The sequence below is a fragment of the Halomonas faecis genome, assembly GCF_010993975.1.
GTDB lineage: Bacteria > Pseudomonadota > Gammaproteobacteria > Pseudomonadales > Halomonadaceae > Halomonas > Halomonas faecis.
Window position 1 is genome coordinate 236,388 of the sequence record NZ_JAACZO010000032.1, and the last position, 20,879, is coordinate 257,266.

Here is a 20,879-nt window from a genome sequence, read left to right on the forward strand (position 1 = left end):
TGCCGTCGGCTTCGCGCTGGCCGGCAGCATCCGCAATGGGAGCACCGCATCATGACCGAACACGACCGTCTTGACAGCGACGCCGTTCCGCCCACCCCCTGTGCGCCCTTCCCCAGCGAGGAGGCGCGCCCCAGCCCGGGCTTCTATCCCACCCACGCGCTGGATCGTGCCTTCAAGGCCAATCTGGCCCGGCTGACGGCGGGCATTTCGCCAGCCGGGCTGGCCAGCGTCTACTTCGAGTGGCTGGCGCATCTGGCGCTGTCGCCAGGCAAGCAGGTGGAGCTGGGAGAGAAGGCCCTGCGCAAGTCGCTGCGCCTGAGCCAGTACGCCCAACGGCTGGCGCGCGATCCCGCGTCCCCACCGTGCATCGACCCCATGGCCCACGATCGACGTTTTGCCGGTGAGGCCTGGCAACAGTGGCCCTACAACGTCATCCACCAGTCCTTTCTACTGACCCAGCAGTGGTGGCACAACGCCACCACCGAGGTGGAGGGACTGCCTCCCCAGCGTGAACGGGTGGTCAACTTCGTGACCCGCCAGCTGCTCGATCGCTGCTCGCCCTCCAACGTGCCCTGGCTCAACCCTGAGGTCGTCGCGGCCACGCTGCGTACCGGCGGCAGGAACCTGGTGGACGGCTGGCAGAATTTCGTCGTGGACTGGGAGCGGGCGGTGTCGGGCAAACCGCCGGTGGGAGTCGAACGCTTCCGGGTCGGCGAGAACCTGGCGGTGACGCCGGGCAAGGTCGTCTATCGTAACCGGCTGATCGAGTTGATCCAGTATGCGCCCACGACCGAGCGGGTCCATGCCGAGCCGGTGTTGATCGTGCCCGCCTGGATCATGAAGTACTACGTGCTCGACCTGGCGCCGGGCAAGTCGCTGGTGGAGTACCTGGTCGCCCAGGGTCATACGGTGTTCATGATCTCGTGGCGCAACCCGGGTTCCGATGAGCGCGACCTGGGCATGGAGGACTACCGACGCCTGGGTCCCATGGCGGCGCTGGACGCGGTCACGGAGATCACGGGCCAGCCGCGAGTGCACGGCATGGGCTACTGCCTGGGTGGCACGCTGCTCAGCATTGCGGCGGCCGGCATGGCCCGCGACGGCGACGAGCGACTGGCTTCGCTCACCACCCTGGCGACCCAGGTGGATTTCACCGAGGCCGGCGAGCTGATGCTGTTCATCGGCGAGAGCGAGGTCGCCTACCTGGAGAACATGATGTGGGACCAGGGCTATCTGGACGGCTACCAGATGGCCGGCGCCTTTCAGATCCTGCGTTCCAACGACCTGATCTGGTCGCGACTGGTGCACGACTACCTGCTCGGCGAGCGCCAGCCCATGAACGAACTCATGGCCTGGAACGCCGACATCACGCGCATGCCCTATCGCATGCATTCCGAGTACCTGCGCCGCCTCTTCCTCGACAACGACCTCGCCAGCGGCCGCTACCAGGTGAGCCATCGCCCGGTGGCGATCCAGAACGTTCGCGTGCCGATCCTGGCCGTGGCCACCACCGGAGACCACGTGGCACCCTGGCAGTCGGTCTACAAGATCCATCTGCTGACCGATACCGACGAGGTGACCTTCCTGCTCACCAACGGCGGCCACAATGCCGGCATCGTCAGCGAGCCGGGGCACCCGCGACGGCGCTTCCAGATGCGTACCCAGCGCCATGGAGAGCCCTACGTGGATCCGCTGAGCTGGCAGGAGACCACACCGGAGCAACAGGGCTCCTGGTGGCCGGCTTGGCAACAGTGGCTGGTGGCGCACTCCAGCGGCACGCTGGCGCCCCCGGGCCTGGGCAGCCAGCGTCACCCTCCGCTCGACGAGGCTCCTGGCCGCTACGTGCGACAGCCCTGAGACCGGGCCTGGGCGGGCTGTTGGCTCCATGCTGTATTTCGTGTTGCCGATTACCCTGCTGACGCTGGCGGTGCTCACGGTTCAGGAGCAGCGCCGCGCACTGCGCTTCTGATTTTTACGGATTTTTTAGGCCGATGGATGCTTCCATTGGCTTGCCCCGGCGTTCATCCAGGGTAGCCCGAGTCATCGACATCCCTAGTACCGCGAGGTGGGCCAGTGACGATACGGCCGCGTTGGCAAGGTGGCGAACGCATCCACCGCTGGGCACCAGTGCTCAAGGTGCTCGCCGTCCTGTGGCTGGTGCTGGCGCTGTTCATGGCGGTGCCGCTGGTGGTGCTGCTCATCGAGAAGGAGCCGGACGCCCGAGCCTTCTTGCTTTCGATGCTGGTGGTACTGCTGGCCGTGGCGCTGGCCTGGCTGGCCACCGTCAAGGTGGCCGTCGAACTCAAGCCGTGGCAGATGTTCGTGCTGACCACGCTGAGCTGGGTCACGATCAGCGGGTTTGCCAGCCTGCCGCTGGTGTTCGGTGCCCCTCATCTCTCCTTGACCAATGCCGTCTTCGAGTCGGTGTCGGCGATCACCACCACGGGCTCGACGGTGCTGGTGGGGATCGAAGGCCTTTCCGACGGCCTCAAGCTGTGGCGCGGCATCATGCAGTGGCTGGGTGGCATCGGCATCATCGTGATGGGCATTGCTATCCTGCCATTTCTGAAGGTGGGCGGCATGCGGCTGTTCCATACCGAGTCGTCGGACTGGTCGGATAAGGTGATGCCGCGTACTGGCGGGATTGCCAAGGCGACGCTGTCGGTTTACGTCGGTTTCACGTCGGCGGCCGGTCTCGCCTACTGGTTGGGGGGAATGTCGCCACTGGATGCTGTGGTGCATGCCATGACCTCGGTGGCCACGGGGGGCTTCGCCAACTCCGATGCTTCCTTCGGCGCTTATGCCGATCAGCCGCACCTGCTGTGGCTGGCCACCCTGTTCATGCTTGCCGGAGCCCTGCCGTTCGTGCTCTACATACGTACCCTCCGCGGTGCCCACCTGGCACTGTGGCGCGACCAGCAGGTTCAGGGATTGCTGTTGCTGCTGGGGCTGGTGATCCTGCTGCTCAGTGCCTGGCGCAGTTGGCAGGGCGTGGCACCTTTCGAGGCGCTGACGCATGTCGCCTTCAACGTGGTCTCGGTCGTCACCACCACCGGCTACGCCTCGCAGGATTACTCCCTGTGGGGCCCGCTGGCTTACGCTGCGTTCTTCTATCTGACGTTCGTCGGTGGCTGTAGCGGCTCCACCAGCGGTGGCATGAAGATCTTCCGCTTTCAGATTGCCGCTATCCTGTTGCGCAACCAACTGCGTTTCTTGAGTCACTCTCAGGGGATCTTCGCTTCGCGCTACAACGGTCAGCCACTGACGGACGACATTACCCGTGGGGTGGTGGCGTTTTCGTTCTTCTTCTTTCTGACCATTGCCGGGTTGGCGCTGGGTCTGGCCCTGTTGGGGCTCGATTTCGTCACGGCGCTGTCGGGGGCAGCCACGGCAGTAGCCAACGTCGGCCCCGGGCTGGGCGAGACCATCGGTCCGGCGGGCAATTTCACCAGCCTGCCGGAGGCGGCCAAGTGGCTGCTGTGCGTGGGCATGCTGATGGGTCGGTTGGAGATCCTTACCGTGCTGGTGTTGCTGACACCCACGTTCTGGCGGCGCTAGTCTGAGAAAGTCGATGCTGAGAAGCTAACGACGAGAGGGGCCATGAGCGATAACGACGATTCACGACAGTCTGCCGGAACCGAACCGCCGGCCACGCAAGCAGCGCCGCGGCGGCCGGGCCGGGTGCAGCTGCTGGTTGCTTTGAGCGGTGGCGAGGAAGACTTGGCGCTGGTGCGGGCCGCCCACCGGATGGCGCAACGCGACGGCATGCGCTGGCGGGCGGTGCATGTGGACAACGGCCAAGCCACGCCTCGCCGTCGCTTGCGTCTGGAGCAGGCGTTTGCCCTGGCCGCACGCCTTGGCGGCGAGACGCGGCTGATCCAGGGGCAGGGACGCGCCAGTGAGCTGCTCGACTATGCGTGGGCCCAGCAGGCCACCACGCTGGTGGTGGCGCGTCCGCGGCCCTCGGGGTGGCGTTTCTGGCGTCGCCCGCTGGTCGATCGCCTGTTGCACAAGGGCGGAGCTTTCGATCTGGTGGTGGTGGCCGAGGCCGGTCCACGACCGCGGTTTCGACCGCGGCGGGTACGCCCCCCGCTGCGCTGGCGTGAGCCGGGCATTGCGTTGCTGAGTACTCTGGGGGCTCTCGTAGTGGCCGGGGGGCTCGATGCCTGGCTGGAGCTGGCCAATCTGTCCCTGGTGTTCCTGGCAGCGGTGCTGGTCAGTGCCGTTCTGACGGGAACCCGTGCCGCCATGTTCAGCGCCGTGCTGGGGTTTCTGGCGTTCAACCTCTTCTTTACCGAGCCCCGCTTCTCGCTGGCTATCGGACAACGCGAGCAGCTGCTGACGGTCGCTTTCTTCCTGCTGGTCGCGGTGGTGGTAGGCCAGCTTGCCGGCCGAGGACGGCAGCGCTTGCTGGCCCTGCGCGCCAGCCGCGAACAAACCCACCGCCTGTTGAGCTATTCGCGTGCCCTGTCGGCAGCGACCGATCGTGAGCAAGTGCGCGACATTGGTTTGGCCACCCTGGAGCAGTGGCTGGCCGTGCCGGTGGTGTTTATCGATTCTCACACGGAGGATGGCGACTTGGCGGTGCGTGCCGGCATTCCCGCCAATGTCGGCCTGGATGGGGCAGCCAAGGAGGCGGCACGCCGGAGCTGGCAGCATCGCCGGCCGAGTGGTTTCGGCACCGAGGTGCAGCCCGAATTGCGCTGGCGCTTTTTGCCGCTGGTCGAGCAATCGCGGGTGTTGGGGGTTGTCGGGCTGGAGCTGGCGGTACGCGATGGCGGCCTCGGCCCCGATGAAGAGGCGCTGATCGATACGCTGGTGCGTCAACTGGTCATGGCACTGGAGCGCACCCGTCTGGTGGCCGATCTCAGCGAGGCGCGGGTCTCGGAAGAGAACGAGCGGCTGCGTGCAGCCTTGCTGTCGTCGGTGTCCCACGATCTGCGCACGCCACTGGCCTCGATCATCGGCGCCGCCAGCTCGCTGCGTGAGCTGGCCCCGCAGCTCAGCGAAGATGACCGGCGCCAGCTGCTCGACGGCATCCTGGCTGAGAGCGAACGGCTCAACCGCTATATCCAGAACCTGCTGGACATGACGCGCCTGGGGCAGGGAGGGCTCAAGATCGAGCGTGACTGGATCGCCCTCGATGACCTGGCAGCCGGCGCTCTCAAGCGCCTGAGCTCGGAGCTGGATGGCCTGGACGTCGTGCGTGACTGGCCCGATGACCTGCCGTTGCTGCACGTTCATCCGGCGCTGATCGAACAGGCACTGGTCAACGTGATCGACAACGCGGCGCGCTTTTCGCCGGCGGGTGGACGAGTGACCTTGCGCGGGCACCACGACCCCGATGCCCATGAATTGGTGATCGAGGTCAGCGATCAGGGGCCGGGCATTCCCGTCGAGCAGCGCGAGGCCGTGTTCGACATGTTCCATACCGGTGGCGAAGGCGACCGTCGTCGCTACGGCAGTGGGCTGGGGTTGGCCATTTGCCGTGGCATGCTCGGCGCCCATGGCGGCAGCATTCATGCCGAGGCCGCCAATGGCGGCACGGGCACGCGGATCGTGATGCGCCTGCCGCTGCCGGAGAACCTGGCGCCGGAGGCATCGGGCCATGACGACTGAGTCGCGTCGGGTACTGGTCGTCGACGACGAGCCGCAAATCCGCCGCTTCCTGCGCATCAGTCTGACGTCGCAGGGCTTCCTGGTGAGCGAGGCATCGACCGGCCGAGAGGGCCTGGCCCAGGTGCGCGAAAGCTTGCCGGATCTGGTGCTGCTCGATCTGGGACTGCCCGACATGGACGGGCAAGAGGTGCTCGATGCGCTGCGTACCGAGAGTTCCGTGCCGGTCATCGTCGTTTCGGTGCGCGGTCAGGAGAGCGAGAAGGTGCGTGCCCTGGATCGCGGCGCGAATGATTACGTCACCAAGCCCTTCGGGATTCGCGAATTGCTGGCACGCATTCGTGCGCTGATGCGCCATCCGCTTCATGCCTCGCTGGCGGGAGCGAGTTCGCGCTTCGTGAGGGGCGAAGTCGTCATCGACCTTGCCACCCGGGAAGTGTTCAAGGACGCGATTCCCGTACATCTCACACCCAAGGAGTACGCGGTGCTCGCGCGGCTCTGTCGCCATGCCGGCAGGGTGGTGACGCAGACCCAACTGCTGCGCGAGGTGTGGGGGCCCGTTCACGCCGAGGATACTCACTACCTGCGCATCGTGGTCAGCAAGCTGCGCCACAAGCTGGGCGATGACCCGCAAAAACCCTACCTGTTGCAGACCGAAGCCGGCATTGGCTATCGGTTGTTGGTGGAGCCGATGTCCTAGAGCGGAACTCCGGTCGCTCGCGGCGTGGGCTGATTCGCTGGATCCTGGTTTCTGGCCCGACCGCTCCATTGTCTATGCTGAGGATGGTGCCGGTGCGCCTCGCCTCCTGGATAGGGGGTGGCGTGGCCTGCGCAGGACATGCGAGACGCCGGCCAGGAGGGCAGCCATGTCACGAGAAGCGCGTTTCCATCCGATCCTCTACGTGCGCGGCTTCGCCATGCGCGACCGCGAGATCGAGGACACCATTCATACCCCCTACATGGGATTCAATCGCGGTTCGACCCGGGTGCGTCAGGGGCCGGGCGGCGAGTTGCATACCTTTATCTTCGAGTCGCCGGTGGTCCGGCTGATGAAGGATTACGGCTACCGGGACATCTATCAGGATGGGGCCGTTCATGAGGGCGAGTTACCGAGTCGGAGCCTGTTGATCCATCGCTACTACGAGGATGCAGAGGGACGTGGACGACGCCCCTCGATCATCGAGGCGGCCGACGATCTCTCGGCACGGATTCTGTGGCTGCGCGATCGGGTATGCGGCAACGATTCCGCGGCGCGAGCGGCGTTTCGGGTCTATCTGGTGGCCCACTCCATGGGTGGGTTGATCTGCCGCTGTCTGTTGCAGAACGAGGCCGTCGGCGATGCCGAGGCGAGGGCCTGCGTCGACAAGGTGTTCACCTACGGCACGCCCCACGACGGTATCGAAGTGGCCGGCTTCAACGTGCCGCGCTTTCTCGACGTGTGGGATATCGACAACTTCAACCGCGAAACCATGGCGCGCTACCTCGACCTGGAACCCCATGATGGGCGCGTCAATCATCTCGGTGGACGCTTTCCGCCCGAGCGGTTCTTCTGCTTGGTGGGAACCAATCACCAGGATTATGGCGCGGCACGCCTGGCCGTGGGACCCATGAGCGATGGCCTGGTGACCATCGACAATGCCTGGGTGGCAGGAGCGCCGAGGGTGCATGCCTATCTGAGCCACAGCGGCCGCTTCGGCATGGTTAACTCCGAAGCGGGCTACCAGAACCTGGTGCGCTTCCTGTTCGGCGATGCCCGGGTGGCGGGTCGCCTGGTGGTGGAGCAGCTGCCGCTGCCGCCTTCGGTGCAGTCGGCGCGGGAGGACGGAGAAACGATCGAGGGCGGTTACCACTTCGAATGCACGGTCACGCCGCGTCGCTTTCCTCCGGTGGCGCTCTCGGATCGTCGCTCGGCCCATGGCTCGGCGGTCTTTCGTCGCTACGACGAACTCTTTCATCCCCAGCGGCTGGGGCTCGAACGGGCCCGACATCCGGTGTTGTTCTCGCTCTATCTCGACAGCAGCAAGATCACCGTCAAGCAGGGACGCACCATGCTGTTCGTGACCGACATCGCCGTGCGCAGCACCGAGTTCAAGGTCGGCGGGCGCTGGTTCGTGAGTCGCCGAGTGCCGGACGAGAACCTGTTTCGCGAGCAGTTGGTGATCCTGGCCACGGCCAGCAGCCAAGGCTGGCGCCTGCGCTACGTGCTGGGCGACGAGGAGTGGGGAGAGGGCCGCGGCAAGGCGGTCAGTATGGATGAAGAGGGTAAGGGCTATGTACCGCTGCGCAGCCGCAAGGGGTTCCAGGCGCGGCTCTACCTGGATATCGCCGACTGGCAGTGACGGCGTGGTTGGAGAGAGACGCGCCGGCGTGTGCCGGCGCGCGTGAGCTTACAGTGTCATGAAGGGCATCGGCTCCTGGTCGGTGAACTGGTAAACATCCCAGTCCTCCTTCTTGGGCCCGGGCATGCCCGGGGTACCGATGGGCATGCCGGCCAGGCCGATGCCGTCGATGCGCAGTTGCTGGTCGAACAGGGCCTCGATGGCCTCGAAGGGCACGTGGCCCTCGACCGTGTAGCGTCCGATCTCGACGGTATGGCACGAGCCGAGCCCGTAAGGCAGGCCGGCTTCCTGCTTGATCTCGCCCATGTCGACGTCGTCGATGACGGTCACCTTGATGCCCTTGGCTTCCAGGTGCTCGGCGTAGCCGTCGCAGCAGCCGCACTGCGGGTTCTTGTAGAGGGTGGCTTCGTCCGGCACCGGGGCGGCGTGGGCCGTAGTGGCGGCGCCCAGTACGAGAGCGCCGGAAAGCAGCAGGGAGGTCATGGAACGGTTCATGAGATGGCTCCGTTACGCGGGGTGAAGAAGAGATACTTGCTCAGGGCGGCGACGCCGAGGGTGATCAGCAAGAGGGCGGCGATGGGCATGACGGTGCCCAGAATGCTGCCGGTCATGGGGCAGTCGATCGGCATGGGAATGCCTCCTGAAGAACGGGGGTCTACATTGGGTAGCGCTGTCGTGCGATGGGCGTTCGTTCAGGCTTTGGGAGGCCGCCGCGGGGGCTGGGGGCTGCGTGCGACGAAAGCCACCGCCGGGGCGATGGCCGGGGAGGCGGGGTCGGTGAGGGCCAACTGCATGCCATGGGCAAGCGCGGAGCAGGCGGAACATCCGACAGCGTCGGTTGGAGGATCGGATGCATCCATGGCGGGATCGGTGGTCGCACCGTCGGGCATCTGCACATGGGGCGTGAGGCAGTCGCCATGGCCATTCTCGAGGTCCATGCCCGCATGGCCGGGGAGGCTGGCCATCGCCAGCAGCAGCGCGACGAGCAGCGCCAGCAGGCGGCCCCCTGCGCTTCTGCTCGGTGATGATGTGGCGAGCTCCGTCATGCGTGCTACCTCGTCGTCGATGCGTCTATTGAAACCGATGAACCGTAGGGCGTCATTGACCTGGCGCAAGAAGGTGGCGCGGTCAATCGTCGCGGTGGTGATGGCCGTGGCGGTGCATGACGAAGTGCATGCCGAGGCAAAGCAGCATGGGCAGCAGCAGCCAGGCACCGCTGCCCAGCGAGTCGCTGCGCCACAGCAGCAGCGCCGCGGCGCCGCCCATCAGGGCCACGCAGGCCAGCATCATCAGCCCATGGCCGGCGTGGCCGCGATTCCCCGAAGGGGATTGCTCCTCGTGGCTCTCGTGGGAAGGATCGGTGTGGTTCATGAGGGTTCTCCCTTGGGTTGGGTTCGGGCGTAGCGGCGCTTGAGGAGCAGGGAATTGCCGATGACCGACAGCGAACTGGTTGTCATGGCGATCACCCCGATCATGGGGTGCAGCAGGCCCACGGCGGCGATGGGAATGGCGGCCACGTTGTAGGCGCTCGCCCAGATGAGGTTCTGCACGATCTTGGAGAAGGTGGCGCGCGAAAGGTGCATGGCCTCCACCACCCCGGTCAACTCGCCTCGCACCAGGGTCACGTCGGCCGCCTCGATGGCCACGTCGGCACCGGCGCCGATGGCGATGCCCACGTTGGCCTGGGTCAGCGCCGGGGCGTCGTTGATGCCGTCGCCGACCATGGCGACATGGTTGCCGTGCTTCTCCTGCAGCTTGCGGATGGCATCGACCTTACCTTCCGGCAGCACGCCGGCCTGGACCTCATCGATGCCCACCTCCTCGGCCACGGCACGGGCGGCGCGCTCGTTGTCACCGGTGATCATCACCACGTGCAGCCCGAGCTCATGCATGCCGCGAATGGCCTCGTGCGACTCCTCCTTCAGGGTATCGGCGACGGCAACCAGGCCACGTGCCTGGCCGTCGGCGGCGACGATCACCACGGTGCGCCCCTTGTCCTCGAGGGCCTGTATGGCGTCGTCGAGGGCCTCGAGGCCGGTGACGCCCTCCTCATCGAGCAGGCGGCGGTTGCCGATCAGCACGCGCTGCTCGCCGACCTTGCCGGAAACGCCGCGCGCCCCGGTAGAGCGGAACTCGTTGACCTCTCCGGGCGGCACGTCACGCTCGCGGGCGCCCTCGACGATGGCGCGGGCGATGGGATGCTCGGAGGCGTTTTCGACGCTGGCGGCCAGTCGCAGCAGGTCGCTATCGTCGACGCCCTCGGCGGCGACCACGTCGGTGAGTTTCGGCTCACCGCGGGTGATGGTGCCGGTCTTGTCGAGGACCATGACGGTGACATCCTTGAAGGTCTGGATCGCCTCGCCGGAGCGGATCAGGATGCCGCGCTCGGCGCCGATGCCGGAGCCCACCATCAGTGCCGTCGGTGTGGCCAGGCCCAGGGCGCAGGGGCAGGCGATGACCAGCACGGCGATGGCGGCCAGTATTGCCAGCACCGGCACGGCGGCCTCGGGGTTCACCCAGGGCAGGAAGGTGGCCCCCCAGTCGAGGATCGGGCGCAGGGCGTCGGGGGCGAGCGCCCAGGCCACCAGGCTGACCAGGGCGATGGCCAGCACCGCAGGCACGAAGCGTCCGGTCATGCGGTCGGCGAACTCCTGGATCGGCACCCGCGAGCCCTGGGCCTGGTCGATCAGGCGCACCACCTGGGAGAGGAAGGTATCGCCGCCGACTCGCGTGGCCTTCACCCGCAGGCGCCCCTCCTTGTTGATGGTGGCGCCGATCACGCTGTCGCCGGTGCTCTTGTAGACCGGTACCGACTCGCCGGTGGCGATGGACTCGTCGAGGTGGCTCTCGCCCTCGACGACCTCGCCATCGGTGGGCACCTTGTCGCCGGGGCGCACGACCATGATGTCCCCGGGGGCCAGCTCCTTGACCGGCACCTCGACTTCCTCGCCCTCGCGCTCCACCCGGGCCGTCTTGGCACCCAGGGTGAGCAGGCGGCGAATTGCCTGGGAGGCGCGCCCCTTGGCCAGGGCTTCCAGATAGCGACCCAGCAGGTGGAAGGTCATGATGGTGGCGGCCATCTCGATGAACGAGGTCATCGGGTAGACGAAGCCGATCAGGCCGATCAGGTAGGGCGGCAGGCTGCCCATGGAGATCAGCACGTCCATGTTGAAGGTGCCGTTCTTCAGCGAGCGCCAGCTCGAGCGATGGGTGGCGACGCCGCCATAGAGGAACACCACCGGAAAGGCCAGCACGGCGATGATCGTGAGATATCCCGGGATCGGCTGCCAGAACATGTGCGGCATCATCAGCAGCATGATCAGGGTGGTGGGCACCGCGGCGATGATCAGCCGCTTGCGCGCCTGGCCGAGGTAGGCCTCCTCGATCTCGGCATCGGCCTCGGTGTCTGCCTCCTCCGTTTCCCCCTGCACGGCTGCCACGTCGTAGCCGGCTCCCTCCACAGCGTGCTTCAAGGAGTCGCCGTCGGGGCCGTTCGCCGCGACTGTCACCTTCACCTGATGGCTGGCGATATTGGTATCGATCGCCTCGATGCCGTCGAGGCGCTCCAGGGTACTGCGGATGATGCCAGCACAGTGATCGCTGCCCATGCCGGGTACGGTCAGGCGGATGTGCTGCTGGCCTGTGTCACCGCCGACGGCAGCGACATCATAGCCGGCGCCTTCGACGGCACGTTTGAGCGCCTCGCCATCCGGGCCTTCGGTGTCGACCGCTACGCTGACGCGGTGGCTGGCGATGTTGGTGTGGATTTCGCCCACGCCCTCGAGGCGCTCGAGCGTCTTGCGCACAATGCCGGCACAGTGATCACTGCCCATGCCGGGTACCGTCAGGGTGATTCGATTACCGGTCATATCGGCCATTGCCCTCCTCCTGATTGCAAGGCCAGGTGGGCGACCCCACAGGCGGCCGCCCACCTTGGTTGATGAGGAGTGCTCAGTGATGGGACTCGTGATCCTCGGGTGTGACACCCTGGGGCATGGCCTGCTGCAGCTGCTCGCGTTGCTCGTCGGTGAGCAGGTCATTCAGGGCATTATGGTGGCGGATCCGGTCGGCCAGCATCTCGCCATGCAACTCGGCCATCTGGCCGTGCAGTGCCTGGATGGCGTCGGGGTCGGGGCCCGCCTCCTGCATGAGGGCCATGAAGTCGTCCCGCAGGTTCATCATCTCGCCCATGCGTGTGAACTGTTCCTGGCGGTGGCCCTGCATTAGTTCGCGCATCTCGCTACGCTGCTCGGGCTCGAGCATCTGCTGCATCATGCCCATGCCGCTACTGCCCATCATCGGGCAGGGCATCATGCCGCCACCCATCATGCCTTGCATCATGCCGGGGCCCATGCCGCGCTGGCTGCCCATCATGCCGGGGCCCATACCGCCCTGGCCGCCCATCATGCCAGGCCCCATGCCGCCCATCATGCCGGGGCCCATACCGCCCTGGCCGCCCATCATGCCGGGGCCCATACCGCCCTGGCCGCCCATCATGCCAGGCCCCATGCCGCCCATCATGCCGGGGCCCATACCGCCCTGGCCGCCCATCATGCCGGGGCCCATACCGCCCTGGCCGCCCATCATGCCGGGGCCCATACCGCCCTGGCCGCCCATCATGCCGCCCTGGGCCATGGCGAGGCCGGCACCGCCAGCCCCCATGGCCAGAGAGAGCCCGAGTGCGAGAGCGTGTTTGCGCAGAATCATGGTCATTCTCCTTGCTTGCTGCTGGCGGGCACGATGGCCCGTCACGTGGTCGACGTCGTGCGTCATGCGTAGTGCGATGGCGGCTTTGGCCGCAAGGGTCCACAGCGCTGGCGGTTCGCCCTGTCAGGGGCGAGCCGAGGAGGGATTCAGGAGCGGAAGCGCTCGGTCAACAAATAGAGGGGAATCGGGGAGGAAACCGGAGCCGCGGAGGGTTGCCCCAAGGTGGCGAGCGGTGCCGGCGGAGCGCCGAGAGCTCGGTCTTCGGGAAGCGGTGGTTCGGCGTCGCCATCCAGTCGCTCCACACGCGGCAGGAGGCGATCGTTTGCGGCAACGCCATGTCCGTGGTGGCAGTGAGGTCCGTGGTCGCTTGGGACGAGGGCGGCAGCGGCCGGCTGGACGGTCATTGCGTCGACGCCAAGGGAGGCGTCATGGGCCATGGCGGGCGAGACCAGCAGCAGGGTAGCCAGACACAGCAACACGCCAAGCCAGCTTCCCTTCCCGTGGGAAGGTCGACGGGTACTGTGTCGCCGGGGCGTGGGCCTTGCTGTCATGCCAGGACCTCCAATTCAGAGGGGGACGCCACCTCAGCGTAGTTGAAACCGCAGCGACGCCTCTTGATCTGTATCACTACACGTTGTCCTGGACAAGCTGTGTGCAGGACATAGGTTCCTGGTGCCATTACCTTTCTTGCCCTCTGACCGGGAGCGACCATGCCAGTTGGCGTGCGGCTTGCGAGAGCGGAAACGGCATGGAACACTGTTCGGCTTACCCTCCCCAGTGGATGACCTGCCAACATGCGTGCCTTATTTCTGATTCGATGCTGGTCACTGTGCTGCTTCCTGATCCTTGGCCTGATAGTTAGCTCCGCCCAGGCAGAGGAAGCGGTGGACGACTGGCCCAAAGGCCACTTCCCCCTGCCTGAACAGGGTGACGTGATCGGCAAGGACTACACCGTCGAGGCGCGGGCCGACGAGACGCTGCTCGACATTGGACGCGAACACAATGTTGGCTACGAGGAGATCCGCCGCGCCAACCCCGATGTCAGCGTCTGGTTACCCGGCGAAGGGACCGAAGTGGTGATTCCCGCGCAGCGCTTGCTGCCACCGGTGCCGCGCGAAGGCATCGTCATCAATGTCGCCGAACTGCGGCTCTACTACTACCCCGAGGTGGGCGAAGGCGAGACGCCGCGGGTCGAGACCTATCCCATCGGCATCGGCCGCGAGGGTTTCGACACCCCGCTGGGCAAGACCCAGACCACCATGCGTATCGAAAATCCTGCCTGGTACCCGCCCGAATCGGTCCGCCGGGAAGCCGCCGAGCGGGGAGAGGAAGCCCCCCGAGTGGTGCCCCCGGGGCCCGACAATCCCCTTGGAAATCACGCCATCCTGCTGGGTTTCGACGGCTACCTGATCCATGGCACCAACCAGCCGGATGGCATCGGCATGCGCGCCAGCCGTGGCTGCATCCGCATGTATCCGGAGGACATTGCCTCGGTATTCGATCGCGTGCCGGTAGGCACCCAGGTCCACATCATCGACCAGCCGATCAAGGCTGGCTGGCACGAAGGGACCCCCTATGTGCAGGCCTACGAGCCGCTGGAAACGCAGGAGAACGGCATGGCGCTGCTGCTCGAGGCGCTGACCCTGCTCGGCCAGTCGGCCGAGGGGGAGTCCATGGCGCTCGACTACGAGCAACTGCGGGGCGTGGTGGATGCGCCCGACGGCCAGGTGGTGGCCATCCGGCCGGCTCCCGAGCCCGAGCCGGAAGCGGAACTTGCCGAGGCAGAGAGCGAGGCCGGCGGCATCTATGAGCACCTGGGGCTCAAGCAGGGCTTTATCGACGCCCTGGAGGTGTGATGTCGTGACGCCTGCCTGAACGCAGGTGCCATTCAGCCTGGGTTCAGGCCGATGGCTTACAAAGGAAACTTCCCTGACGTTCATGAGAGAGGAACGGCAAATGCGTAACAGTCTACTCCCCCTGCTGATGGGCGGCCTGTTGTCTTCGACAGTTGCCTTCGCTGCGGGTGAGCATGATGACGGCCACCACGCCTCGCACGACGCGACGGCCGAGCGAACGATCCGTTTTCAGGCCGGTGATATGTGGTTCGATCCCGAGCGCCTCGAGATTGCTCCCGGAGAAACGGTGCGCTTCGAAATCGTCAATACCGGCAACGTCGAGCACGAGTTCGTGATCGGCGATGCCGAAGCGCAGGCGGCGCATCGCCAGATGATGCAGGAAATGGCCTCTGGTGGGCACGGCAGCCATGGTGCTCATGACGATGACCTGCCTGCCGTCACCATTGCCCCGGGCGAGACGGCCACCCTGGTATGGACGGCACCCGAGGATGTGCGCGATCTGGAGTTCGCTTGTAACATCCCCGGCCACTACGAAGCCGGCATGTCCGGGGACATCGACGTCGAGGGATGACGGTATGAAGTTGCTGCTGCTTGAGGACGACGATCTGCTAGCCGAAAGCCTGGAAGAGTCGCTCAATGACGACGGCTATGCCGTCGATTGGGCGAGCAGCATCCGCGACGCCGAGTTGCTGATGTCGACCGAGGAGTATGCGCTGGCCATTATCGACCTGGGGTTACCTGACGGTTCGGGGCTTGAACTGATCGAGCGCTGGCGTCGGCAGGGGCAGCAGCTTCCCATCCTGATCCTTACGGCACGTGATACCTGGGAGGACAAGGTCGTCGGACTGCGCGGTGGTGCCGACGACTATCTCACCAAGCCCTTTCACAAGTCGGAACTTCTCGCCCGGCTGCATGCCCTGCTGCGACGGCAGTCCGGGGTGCTGGCCAATATCCTGGCCATTAATGGCGTACAGCTCGACGAGCACACCCGGCAGGTGTCGGCGGATGGAGCGCTCTGGCATGACCTGACCTCGACCGAGTTCCGCTTGCTGCGCTATCTCATGCGCCATCCGGATCGGGTGCACTCCAAGATGCAGCTGCTCGATCAGCTCTATTCCCTGGAGCAGGATGCCGCCGACCCCAATCTGGTGGAGGTGTATATCAGTCGATTACGTCGCCGGCTCGGCAAGCACGTGATCCAGACACGTCGTGGTCAGGGGTACCTCTTTGCCTCGCGTTGATTGGCGCAGCCTGCGTTTCCGCCTGTTCACCTGGCTTTGCGGTGTGGCCGTGGTCGTGGTTGGCGTGACCTGGTTGTTGCACGGCTCGCTGTTGAGCGATCTGGCCCGAGAATTCCTGGGGGAGCGACTACGGCAGGAGGCGGAATACACCCTGCGACGGCTGCAAGAGGAAGGCCCATCAGCACTGGCGTGGCTGGAGGCAACCAGCGAAACCTACCAGCTCTTTCACCACCTCTATGCCGTCCGGCTGAATGGCATAGTGACCGTCTCCGATCCTCTTTGGCGAGAGCAATTGGAACCCTATCTGAGTAGTGGCGGGGACAGCCTCTTTGACGTTGAATGGCGAGGCCGCCAACTGCTCGTCTACCGTGAAGTGTTTGCCTTCGATGGGCAGCGGGGCGTCCTGCTGATCGGCGAGGACTTCTCCCAGGTAGAGTCAGGCTTGGCAACCTTGCACTGGTGGGTCGCGGGTATTGCCGGTGTCGTGCTGCTGCTGCTGGTTACTCTCAATCTCATCGCCGTGAGTCGCGGACTTCGCCCATTGACCCAGCTCCATGATCAGCTGCACGAACTGCAGTGGGGCCGCCGAGATCGGATTCAGCTCGATGCCCCCTCTGAGCTGGATGATCTAGTCGTACAGCTTAACCAGTTCTTGGATGATCAGGACCGGCGCTTGGCACGTTCCCGCGAATCGGTGGCGAACCTTTCGCATGGACTCAAGACTCCGTTGGCTGCTGTGACCCAGGTGCTTCGCGGCTCACGACCCATTGATGACAAGCGCCGCCAGAAGATGTTGAAGCGCTTGGAGGACATCTATGCGCAGCTGGAATCGGAGCTGCGTCGCTCGCGCTTTGCGACCGGTGCCTATGCCGGTCAGGTGACGATTGTCCGGCGCGAGGCCGAACAGCTGATCGACATGTTTGACACGCTTTACCCAGAAACGTGCTTCCAACTTGATGCCGATCTGGGGATGGCAGTCAGTGTGCCCGTGGAGCGCCAGGATTTCATGGAGATGCTGGGTGTTGTTCTCGACAACGCGGGCAAGTGGGCGACTGAAGAGGTTCATTGCCGGCTAGCAGTGAGCGGAACAGCGTTGAGCGTCACTGTGGAAGATGATGGCCCAGGAGTTGGGGCAGACAAGCTCGAACAGCTGGGCCAGCGGGGGGTGCGCCTCGATGAAGGCGTGCCGGGCCATGGTCTGGGGCTTTCCATCCTGGGTGAGTTGGTACATGCATGCAATGGATCGGTTGATTTCCAGCATTCTCCCCTAGGCGGGTTAAAAGTGGTGACTATCTTTCCCTTGGCCTGATTAAAACTATCCAGACTTCATTGGGACGGCTCAGCTTCCAGAAAAAGTTGTGTGATGTTTATTTTAAGTCAGCCGTGTGTAATTCTTTCCCCTGAGCTCAAGCTGGCGTGGGCAGGCTTTTATTGAATAGCCCATGTTAAGGGTCCGTTCAGGAATGGTTCAGGTCAGTCAGCTAGTATTTCGATTAAGAGAATGCTGAGTAAGCTGAGAGCTGCTGAGATAAGTTTCACTGGGCTGGGTTGACGGAGGTGCTATCGCGAAAATTGATCGGCGGTATGTTTTGATCGTATCTTTCAAGCCGGCCTTGTGCCGGTTTTTTTTGAATTCAGTATTTTAAGTTTGTTTTCAGGGTTAGTTCAGGTGATGCTGCTAGGATTTCTTGGCGGTTTATAGAAATCATCTAGCTAGCAAAGGGAAAGTCATGAATAATAAGCGAATATATGTGGTCAGTGCCTCTGCTCTTGTAGCAGTGTTGGGGAGTGTCAGTGCACCGGCTCTGGAATTCGAAGTAAGGGATACCTCCGTTGATATTTATGGTTATGCCAGGTTGAATATGGCATATAATTTCGATGGGGATGCGGGTTCGGCGAATGAAGGTTACTTTGCCGAAGCGGCGACAACACCTGATTCGCCAGATGGAGACTTTCAGATATCTGCATCGCAGAGCCGGTTCGGTTTTGCGACAGTGACCCCCACGCGTGCGGGAGATATATCAACGAAGTTTGAAGGGGATTTCTGGTCGGAGAATGATACCAACCCCCGGTTTCGCCTTCGCCAGGCCTATGGTGAGTGGAATGGCATCCTGGGGGGGCAAACCTGGTCAAATTACAATACCTTCGTTGGGTTTACGCCGACACTGGATTTCTATGGCACGGCAGCAAGCGCTGGGTATGGCTCGCGTGTCCCGCAGTTGAGATACACGACTGGACATTTTTCGGTCGCCCTTGAAAAGCCGCTGCAGAATATCGTCGAGGGTGAAGAAATTCCCGCTGATGTCAGCGCGGGCGATGCGGTCACCTCCCTGCCAACCTTGAGCGTGCGCTATGAAGAGTCAAGTGGGGTTTTCTCCTATGCGCTTGCCGGTGTGCTCCGCCAGCTCAAATACGATACCAACAGCCAGGATGATACCGCTCTCGGCGGTGCAGTGCTTGCGGCGGCGAGTTACACACAGGGGCCGCTGACGGTGAGGGGTATCGCCCATGCCAGCGAGGGTGGTAATTACTACCTGTACTGGTCCGGTGGCTACTGGAACGGTGCCGATGCCTTCATTGATCAAGGCGGTAGCCTGAACAAGCTGTCAGGTGAAGGCGCCTCAATCGGTTTTTCCTACAAGCTTTCTCCTGAGTATACGTTAAATACTTCTTATGGCTATACGAGGGTCGCTTCGGACGGCGTGCAGGTTGCTGCGGCTGAGGCTTTCGAAAGCGATTTCGGGCGAAAGAACCAGAATGCATTCGTCAACCTTATGTGGACACCCCATGAGCGGCTGATGTATGGGTTGGAGTTTGCCTATTACAAGACCCAGGTGCAGGACCAGATCGATGAGGACGCCAAGCGACTCATGCTATCTGCGCAGTATGCATTCTAACTCTGGGGGAAAGTGAGCGAGCTCTGGAAAGCAGGCTGGGCAATGGTCCAGCCTGCTTGCTATGTTTGGCGACGTTTCGATGCAGGGCAGAAGACAATTTTATGTGAGCGAATTTTTTGGAGGATGAGGTTGTCGTTAAGGGAGTGTTCAGGGTGTTTGGGTACTATGAAGATACCAACAGAGAGGAGGTGGTATCATGAAACTCAAGTCCAGTGCTCTTGTGATCGCTATGACAGCTATGATTTCTATGCCTGCAATGGCCAGCTTTGGTGGGGAGGCAAAGAACAGCATTCAGCTAGCCGAGGGAATCTCGTCTACGCAGATTCTGTCTGGCGGACATCCCATTAGTTACGAATTGAATGTTGAGCGAGATTCCTTGCTCAGCATCAGCAGTGGTCAGCGCCCTGGGGCTTCTTCTGCCGGTGTTCGGATTCAAGGAAAGCTGGTCAACCAGTCCGGTGAAGTTGTGGCAAGGTCAAATGGCTATAATGGGAGGTTTTCGCTGACCGAGAGGGTATCTCCGGGAAGCTATACGCTGATTGTCTCAGGAAATGCTCCGGCAGGTGGGGAACCTGATAGAAGCCGTTATAACCTGCATGTAAAGTATGATTGATTTGGTGGTCTCACTTCTAAACGTTAGATTGCAATGTGATTTGGCCAGCATCAGCTGGCCATTTCCGCATGGTGTGGACGCATTCAGTCTGAATTCAGGTTTTTCAGGTAGGGTCGGTGGTATCGATTGCCACCACCTTGTTAGATGAAATGGTTGCTATTCCTGTGGAAGGTGTGGCCATTCGGGCGGTCTGTTCGGTGAATTAATGATCAGGATGACCGGCTTGAAAAGTAGGGCTTCCTGGATTCCAGAAGGATGGTCATGTGGAGACAATCCGGTGAAGAAATCCATTTTTGTTCTGGCTGGTATGCTGAGTGCCGCCTTGCCGATGCAGTCACTTCTTGCCGCAGGCATGGGTATGACCTTGGATGCGGCTGTTCAAGTGGCAATAGACAATGATCCCTGGCTCAGCAGCAGCGTGCACACCGAGGAGGCACTAATCAGTGAATCGATAGTCGCCGGTGAGCTGCCTGACCCGAGGGTTTCGCTGATGGCGGCCAACTTGCCGGTCGACACCTTCGATCTGAACCAGGAAGGCATGACCCAGTTCAGCATCGGCATCAGCCAGATGTTTCCTCGCGGTGACAGCCTGGCGCTTGCCAAACAGCAGAAGCAGCAGTTTGCTGCCCAGCAGCCAATGCTGCGCAAGGATCGAGAGGCCAAGGTTGCAGCCGTGGTCAGCCAGCTGTGGCTGGAAGCCACTCGAGCTGAGCAGAGTATCCGCCGGATCGAGCGTGATCGTAGCCTGTTCGAGCAGTTGGCGGATGTTGCTGAGGTGAGCTACGCCTCGGCCTTTGGCATGACTCGCCAGGAAGATGTGATCCGCGCACAGCTGGAGCTGACACGCCTGGAGGATCGCTTGACCGATCTCAAGCAGCAGCAGGAGTCGGTAGAGAAGCAGTTGTCGGAGTGGTTGGGAAGCTCAGCTGTCATGCCCGCAGCGGGGGGCTTCCCCGATATCAAACTGTCGGAACCCGAGCTCTTTGCAGAGCTTGAGCGGCCCAGTCGTCAGGAGTGGTATGAGCGGGTGAGGCGACATCCGATGGTGCTGGCGGTGGACCGGAAAATCGATGCCATGGCCACTGGAGTCGATGCAGCAAAGCAGCAATACAAGCAGGAATGGGGTGTCTCTGCACAGTACGGCTACCGCAAGGATGATCCCATGGGCGGAAGCCGTTCGGACCTGTTCACTGTGGGGGTAACTTTTGACCTGCCGATCTTCACGGAGAATCGCCAGGACAAGAGCGTGGCGGCAGCCGCATCACGCCATGAATCGGTCCGCTACGAGAGAGAAATTCTGGTTCGTGAACTGATTGCCCGACTCGAAACCAATTGGGCGGAGCTGTCACGTCTCGATGAACGGATTGCCCTGTATGAACAGCGGTTATTGCCCGAGATGAGTGAGCAGGCCGAAGCCTCTCTTTCCGCGTACAACAATGACGATGGCGACTTTGCCGAGGCGGTTCGTGCGCGCATCGATGAAACCAATGCCAGCGTGGAACTGATTGCCTTGTCTGCCCAGCGGTTCAAGGTGATGGCCGAAATCAACTACCTGCTGTCCCGAGCGTAGCCCTACGCTAGCTCATGATACCTCAATTCTGGAATGAGAA

The 20,879-nt window shown here is 63.1% G+C and carries 19 protein-coding genes; 12 read left to right on the forward strand and 7 right to left on the reverse strand.

The genetic code is table 11. The features are described 5' to 3' along the window. Positions 1 to 51: 51 nt before the first annotated feature. From GFD32_RS12925 to GFD32_RS12945, 5 genes are all read left to right on the forward strand, one after another. The gene (locus GFD32_RS12925) at positions 52 to 1,857 is read left to right on the forward strand and encodes a PHA/PHB synthase family protein (RefSeq protein WP_163577022.1); all 1,806 of its coding nucleotides are present in this window, start codon (positions 52 to 54) and stop codon (positions 1,855 to 1,857) included. Positions 1,858 to 2,079: 222 nt separating this feature from the next. Beyond that, positions 2,080 to 3,558: a Trk system potassium transporter TrkI gene (gene trkI, locus GFD32_RS12930; protein WP_163577073.1), complete on the forward strand. Its 1,479-nt coding sequence runs from the start codon at positions 2,080 to 2,082 to the stop codon at positions 3,556 to 3,558. A gap of 42 nt (positions 3,559 to 3,600) precedes the next feature. After that, a complete protein-coding gene (locus GFD32_RS19975; protein ID WP_163577023.1) occupies positions 3,601 to 5,619 on the forward strand; it encodes a DUF4118 domain-containing protein in 2,019 nt (672 codons plus the stop codon). Then, positions 5,609 to 6,316, forward strand: coding sequence for a response regulator (locus GFD32_RS12940; RefSeq protein ID WP_163577024.1), 708 nt, complete (start codon positions 5,609 to 5,611; stop codon positions 6,314 to 6,316). The genes GFD32_RS19975 and GFD32_RS12940 overlap by 11 nt, the downstream gene beginning before the upstream one ends. A gap of 166 nt (positions 6,317 to 6,482) precedes the next feature. Continuing rightward, the gene (locus GFD32_RS12945) at positions 6,483 to 7,955 is read left to right on the forward strand and encodes an esterase/lipase family protein (RefSeq protein ID WP_163577025.1); all 1,473 of its coding nucleotides are present in this window, start codon (positions 6,483 to 6,485) and stop codon (positions 7,953 to 7,955) included. Between the two features lie 48 nt (positions 7,956 to 8,003). On the opposite strand, the gene GFD32_RS12950 is transcribed toward GFD32_RS12945, so the two are convergent. The 7 genes from GFD32_RS12950 to GFD32_RS12980 all read right to left on the reverse strand — a co-directional run bounded on the left by GFD32_RS12950 (position 8,004) and on the right by GFD32_RS12980 (position 13,141). Continuing rightward, complete coding sequence (locus tag GFD32_RS12950; protein ID WP_163577026.1) at positions 8,004 to 8,450, reverse strand: DUF411 domain-containing protein; 447 nt, start codon at positions 8,448 to 8,450, stop codon at positions 8,004 to 8,006. Next, the gene (locus GFD32_RS12955; protein ID WP_163577027.1) at positions 8,447 to 8,584 is read right to left on the reverse strand and encodes a hypothetical protein; all 138 of its coding nucleotides are present in this window, start codon (positions 8,582 to 8,584) and stop codon (positions 8,447 to 8,449) included. The genes GFD32_RS12950 and GFD32_RS12955 overlap by 4 nt, the downstream gene beginning before the upstream one ends. A 63-nt stretch (positions 8,585 to 8,647) precedes the next feature. Beyond that, positions 8,648 to 9,001, reverse strand: a complete 354-nt coding sequence (locus tag GFD32_RS12960) for a hypothetical protein (protein WP_163577028.1) — start codon at positions 8,999 to 9,001, stop codon at positions 8,648 to 8,650. 82 nt (positions 9,002 to 9,083) lie between these two features. Beyond that, positions 9,084 to 9,326 carry a hypothetical protein gene (locus GFD32_RS12965; protein WP_163577029.1) on the reverse strand — a complete coding sequence of 81 codons (243 nt, stop codon included), beginning with the start codon at positions 9,324 to 9,326 and terminating at the stop codon, positions 9,084 to 9,086. Then, positions 9,323 to 11,833 (reverse strand): heavy metal translocating P-type ATPase, encoded by a 2,511-nt coding sequence (locus tag GFD32_RS12970; protein WP_163577030.1) that lies wholly within the window; start codon positions 11,831 to 11,833, stop codon positions 9,323 to 9,325. The genes GFD32_RS12965 and GFD32_RS12970 overlap by 4 nt, the downstream gene beginning before the upstream one ends. A 73-nt stretch (positions 11,834 to 11,906) precedes the next feature. Beyond that, entirely contained in the window at positions 11,907 to 12,662 is a 756-nt protein-coding gene (locus GFD32_RS12975; RefSeq protein WP_240455642.1) for a Spy/CpxP family protein refolding chaperone, read from the reverse strand. 146 nt (positions 12,663 to 12,808) lie between these two features. After that, on the reverse strand, positions 12,809 to 13,141 hold the full coding sequence (locus tag GFD32_RS12980; protein ID WP_163577031.1) for a hypothetical protein: 333 nt from the start codon (positions 13,139 to 13,141) through the stop codon (positions 12,809 to 12,811). Between the two features lie 315 nt (positions 13,142 to 13,456). Here GFD32_RS12980 and GFD32_RS12985 point away from each other — a divergent pair, with 315 nt between their 5' ends. The 7 genes from GFD32_RS12985 (at position 13,457) to GFD32_RS13015 (ending at position 20,839) form a co-directional block, all read left to right on the forward strand. Further along, complete coding sequence (locus GFD32_RS12985) at positions 13,457 to 14,518, forward strand: L,D-transpeptidase family protein (RefSeq protein ID WP_163577032.1); 1,062 nt, start codon at positions 13,457 to 13,459, stop codon at positions 14,516 to 14,518. Positions 14,519 to 14,618: 100 nt separating this feature from the next. Beyond that, positions 14,619 to 15,089, forward strand: a complete 471-nt coding sequence (locus GFD32_RS12990; protein WP_163577033.1) for a cupredoxin domain-containing protein — start codon at positions 14,619 to 14,621, stop codon at positions 15,087 to 15,089. 4 nt (positions 15,090 to 15,093) lie between these two features. Beyond that, entirely contained in the window at positions 15,094 to 15,759 is a 666-nt protein-coding gene (locus GFD32_RS12995) for a response regulator transcription factor (protein WP_163577034.1), read from the forward strand. Beyond that, positions 15,746 to 17,068, forward strand: coding sequence for a sensor histidine kinase (locus GFD32_RS13000; protein ID WP_240455643.1), 1,323 nt, complete (start codon positions 15,746 to 15,748; stop codon positions 17,066 to 17,068). Before GFD32_RS12995 ends, GFD32_RS13000 begins: the two co-directional genes overlap by 14 nt. A gap of 421 nt (positions 17,069 to 17,489) precedes the next feature. Next, positions 17,490 to 18,656 (forward strand): DcaP family trimeric outer membrane transporter, encoded by a 1,167-nt coding sequence (locus tag GFD32_RS13005; RefSeq protein WP_163577036.1) that lies wholly within the window; start codon positions 17,490 to 17,492, stop codon positions 18,654 to 18,656. 196 nt (positions 18,657 to 18,852) lie between these two features. Continuing rightward, on the forward strand, positions 18,853 to 19,269 hold the full coding sequence (locus tag GFD32_RS13010) for a hypothetical protein (protein WP_163577037.1): 417 nt from the start codon (positions 18,853 to 18,855) through the stop codon (positions 19,267 to 19,269). Positions 19,270 to 19,546: 277 nt separating this feature from the next. Then, positions 19,547 to 20,839 (forward strand): TolC family protein, encoded by a 1,293-nt coding sequence (locus tag GFD32_RS13015; protein ID WP_240455644.1) that lies wholly within the window; start codon positions 19,547 to 19,549, stop codon positions 20,837 to 20,839. The last annotated feature ends 40 nt before the right edge of the window (positions 20,840 to 20,879 follow it).

Bases quoted from the DNA above. Each gene is read 5' to 3' on its own strand.
- GFD32_RS12925 (WP_163577022.1), top strand. From the start codon at position 52: ATGACCGAACACGACCGTCTTGACAGCGACGCCGTTCCGCCCACCCCC.
- GFD32_RS19975 (WP_163577023.1), top strand. From the start codon at position 3,601: ATGAGCGATAACGACGATTCACGACAGTCTGCCGGAACCGAACCGCCG.
- GFD32_RS12940 (WP_163577024.1), top strand. From the start codon at position 5,609: ATGACGACTGAGTCGCGTCGGGTACTGGTCGTCGACGACGAGCCGCAA.
- GFD32_RS12945 (WP_163577025.1), top strand. From the start codon at position 6,483: ATGTCACGAGAAGCGCGTTTCCATCCGATCCTCTACGTGCGCGGCTTC.
- GFD32_RS12950 (WP_163577026.1), bottom strand. From the start codon at position 8,450: ATGAACCGTTCCATGACCTCCCTGCTGCTTTCCGGCGCTCTCGTACTG.
- GFD32_RS12955 (WP_163577027.1), bottom strand. From the start codon at position 8,584: ATGCCGATCGACTGCCCCATGACCGGCAGCATTCTGGGCACCGTCATG.
- GFD32_RS12960 (WP_163577028.1), bottom strand. From the start codon at position 9,001: ATGACGGAGCTCGCCACATCATCACCGAGCAGAAGCGCAGGGGGCCGC.
- GFD32_RS12965 (WP_163577029.1), bottom strand. From the start codon at position 9,326: ATGAACCACACCGATCCTTCCCACGAGAGCCACGAGGAGCAATCCCCT.
- GFD32_RS12970 (WP_163577030.1), bottom strand. From the start codon at position 11,833: ATGGCCGATATGACCGGTAATCGAATCACCCTGACGGTACCCGGCATG.
- GFD32_RS12975 (WP_240455642.1), bottom strand. From the start codon at position 12,662: ATGATTCTGCGCAAACACGCTCTCGCACTCGGGCTCTCTCTGGCCATG.
- GFD32_RS12985 (WP_163577032.1), top strand. From the start codon at position 13,457: ATGCGTGCCTTATTTCTGATTCGATGCTGGTCACTGTGCTGCTTCCTG.
- GFD32_RS12990 (WP_163577033.1), top strand. From the start codon at position 14,619: ATGCGTAACAGTCTACTCCCCCTGCTGATGGGCGGCCTGTTGTCTTCG.
- GFD32_RS12995 (WP_163577034.1), top strand. From the start codon at position 15,094: ATGAAGTTGCTGCTGCTTGAGGACGACGATCTGCTAGCCGAAAGCCTG.
- GFD32_RS13005 (WP_163577036.1), top strand. From the start codon at position 17,490: ATGAATAATAAGCGAATATATGTGGTCAGTGCCTCTGCTCTTGTAGCA.
- GFD32_RS13010 (WP_163577037.1), top strand. From the start codon at position 18,853: ATGAAACTCAAGTCCAGTGCTCTTGTGATCGCTATGACAGCTATGATT.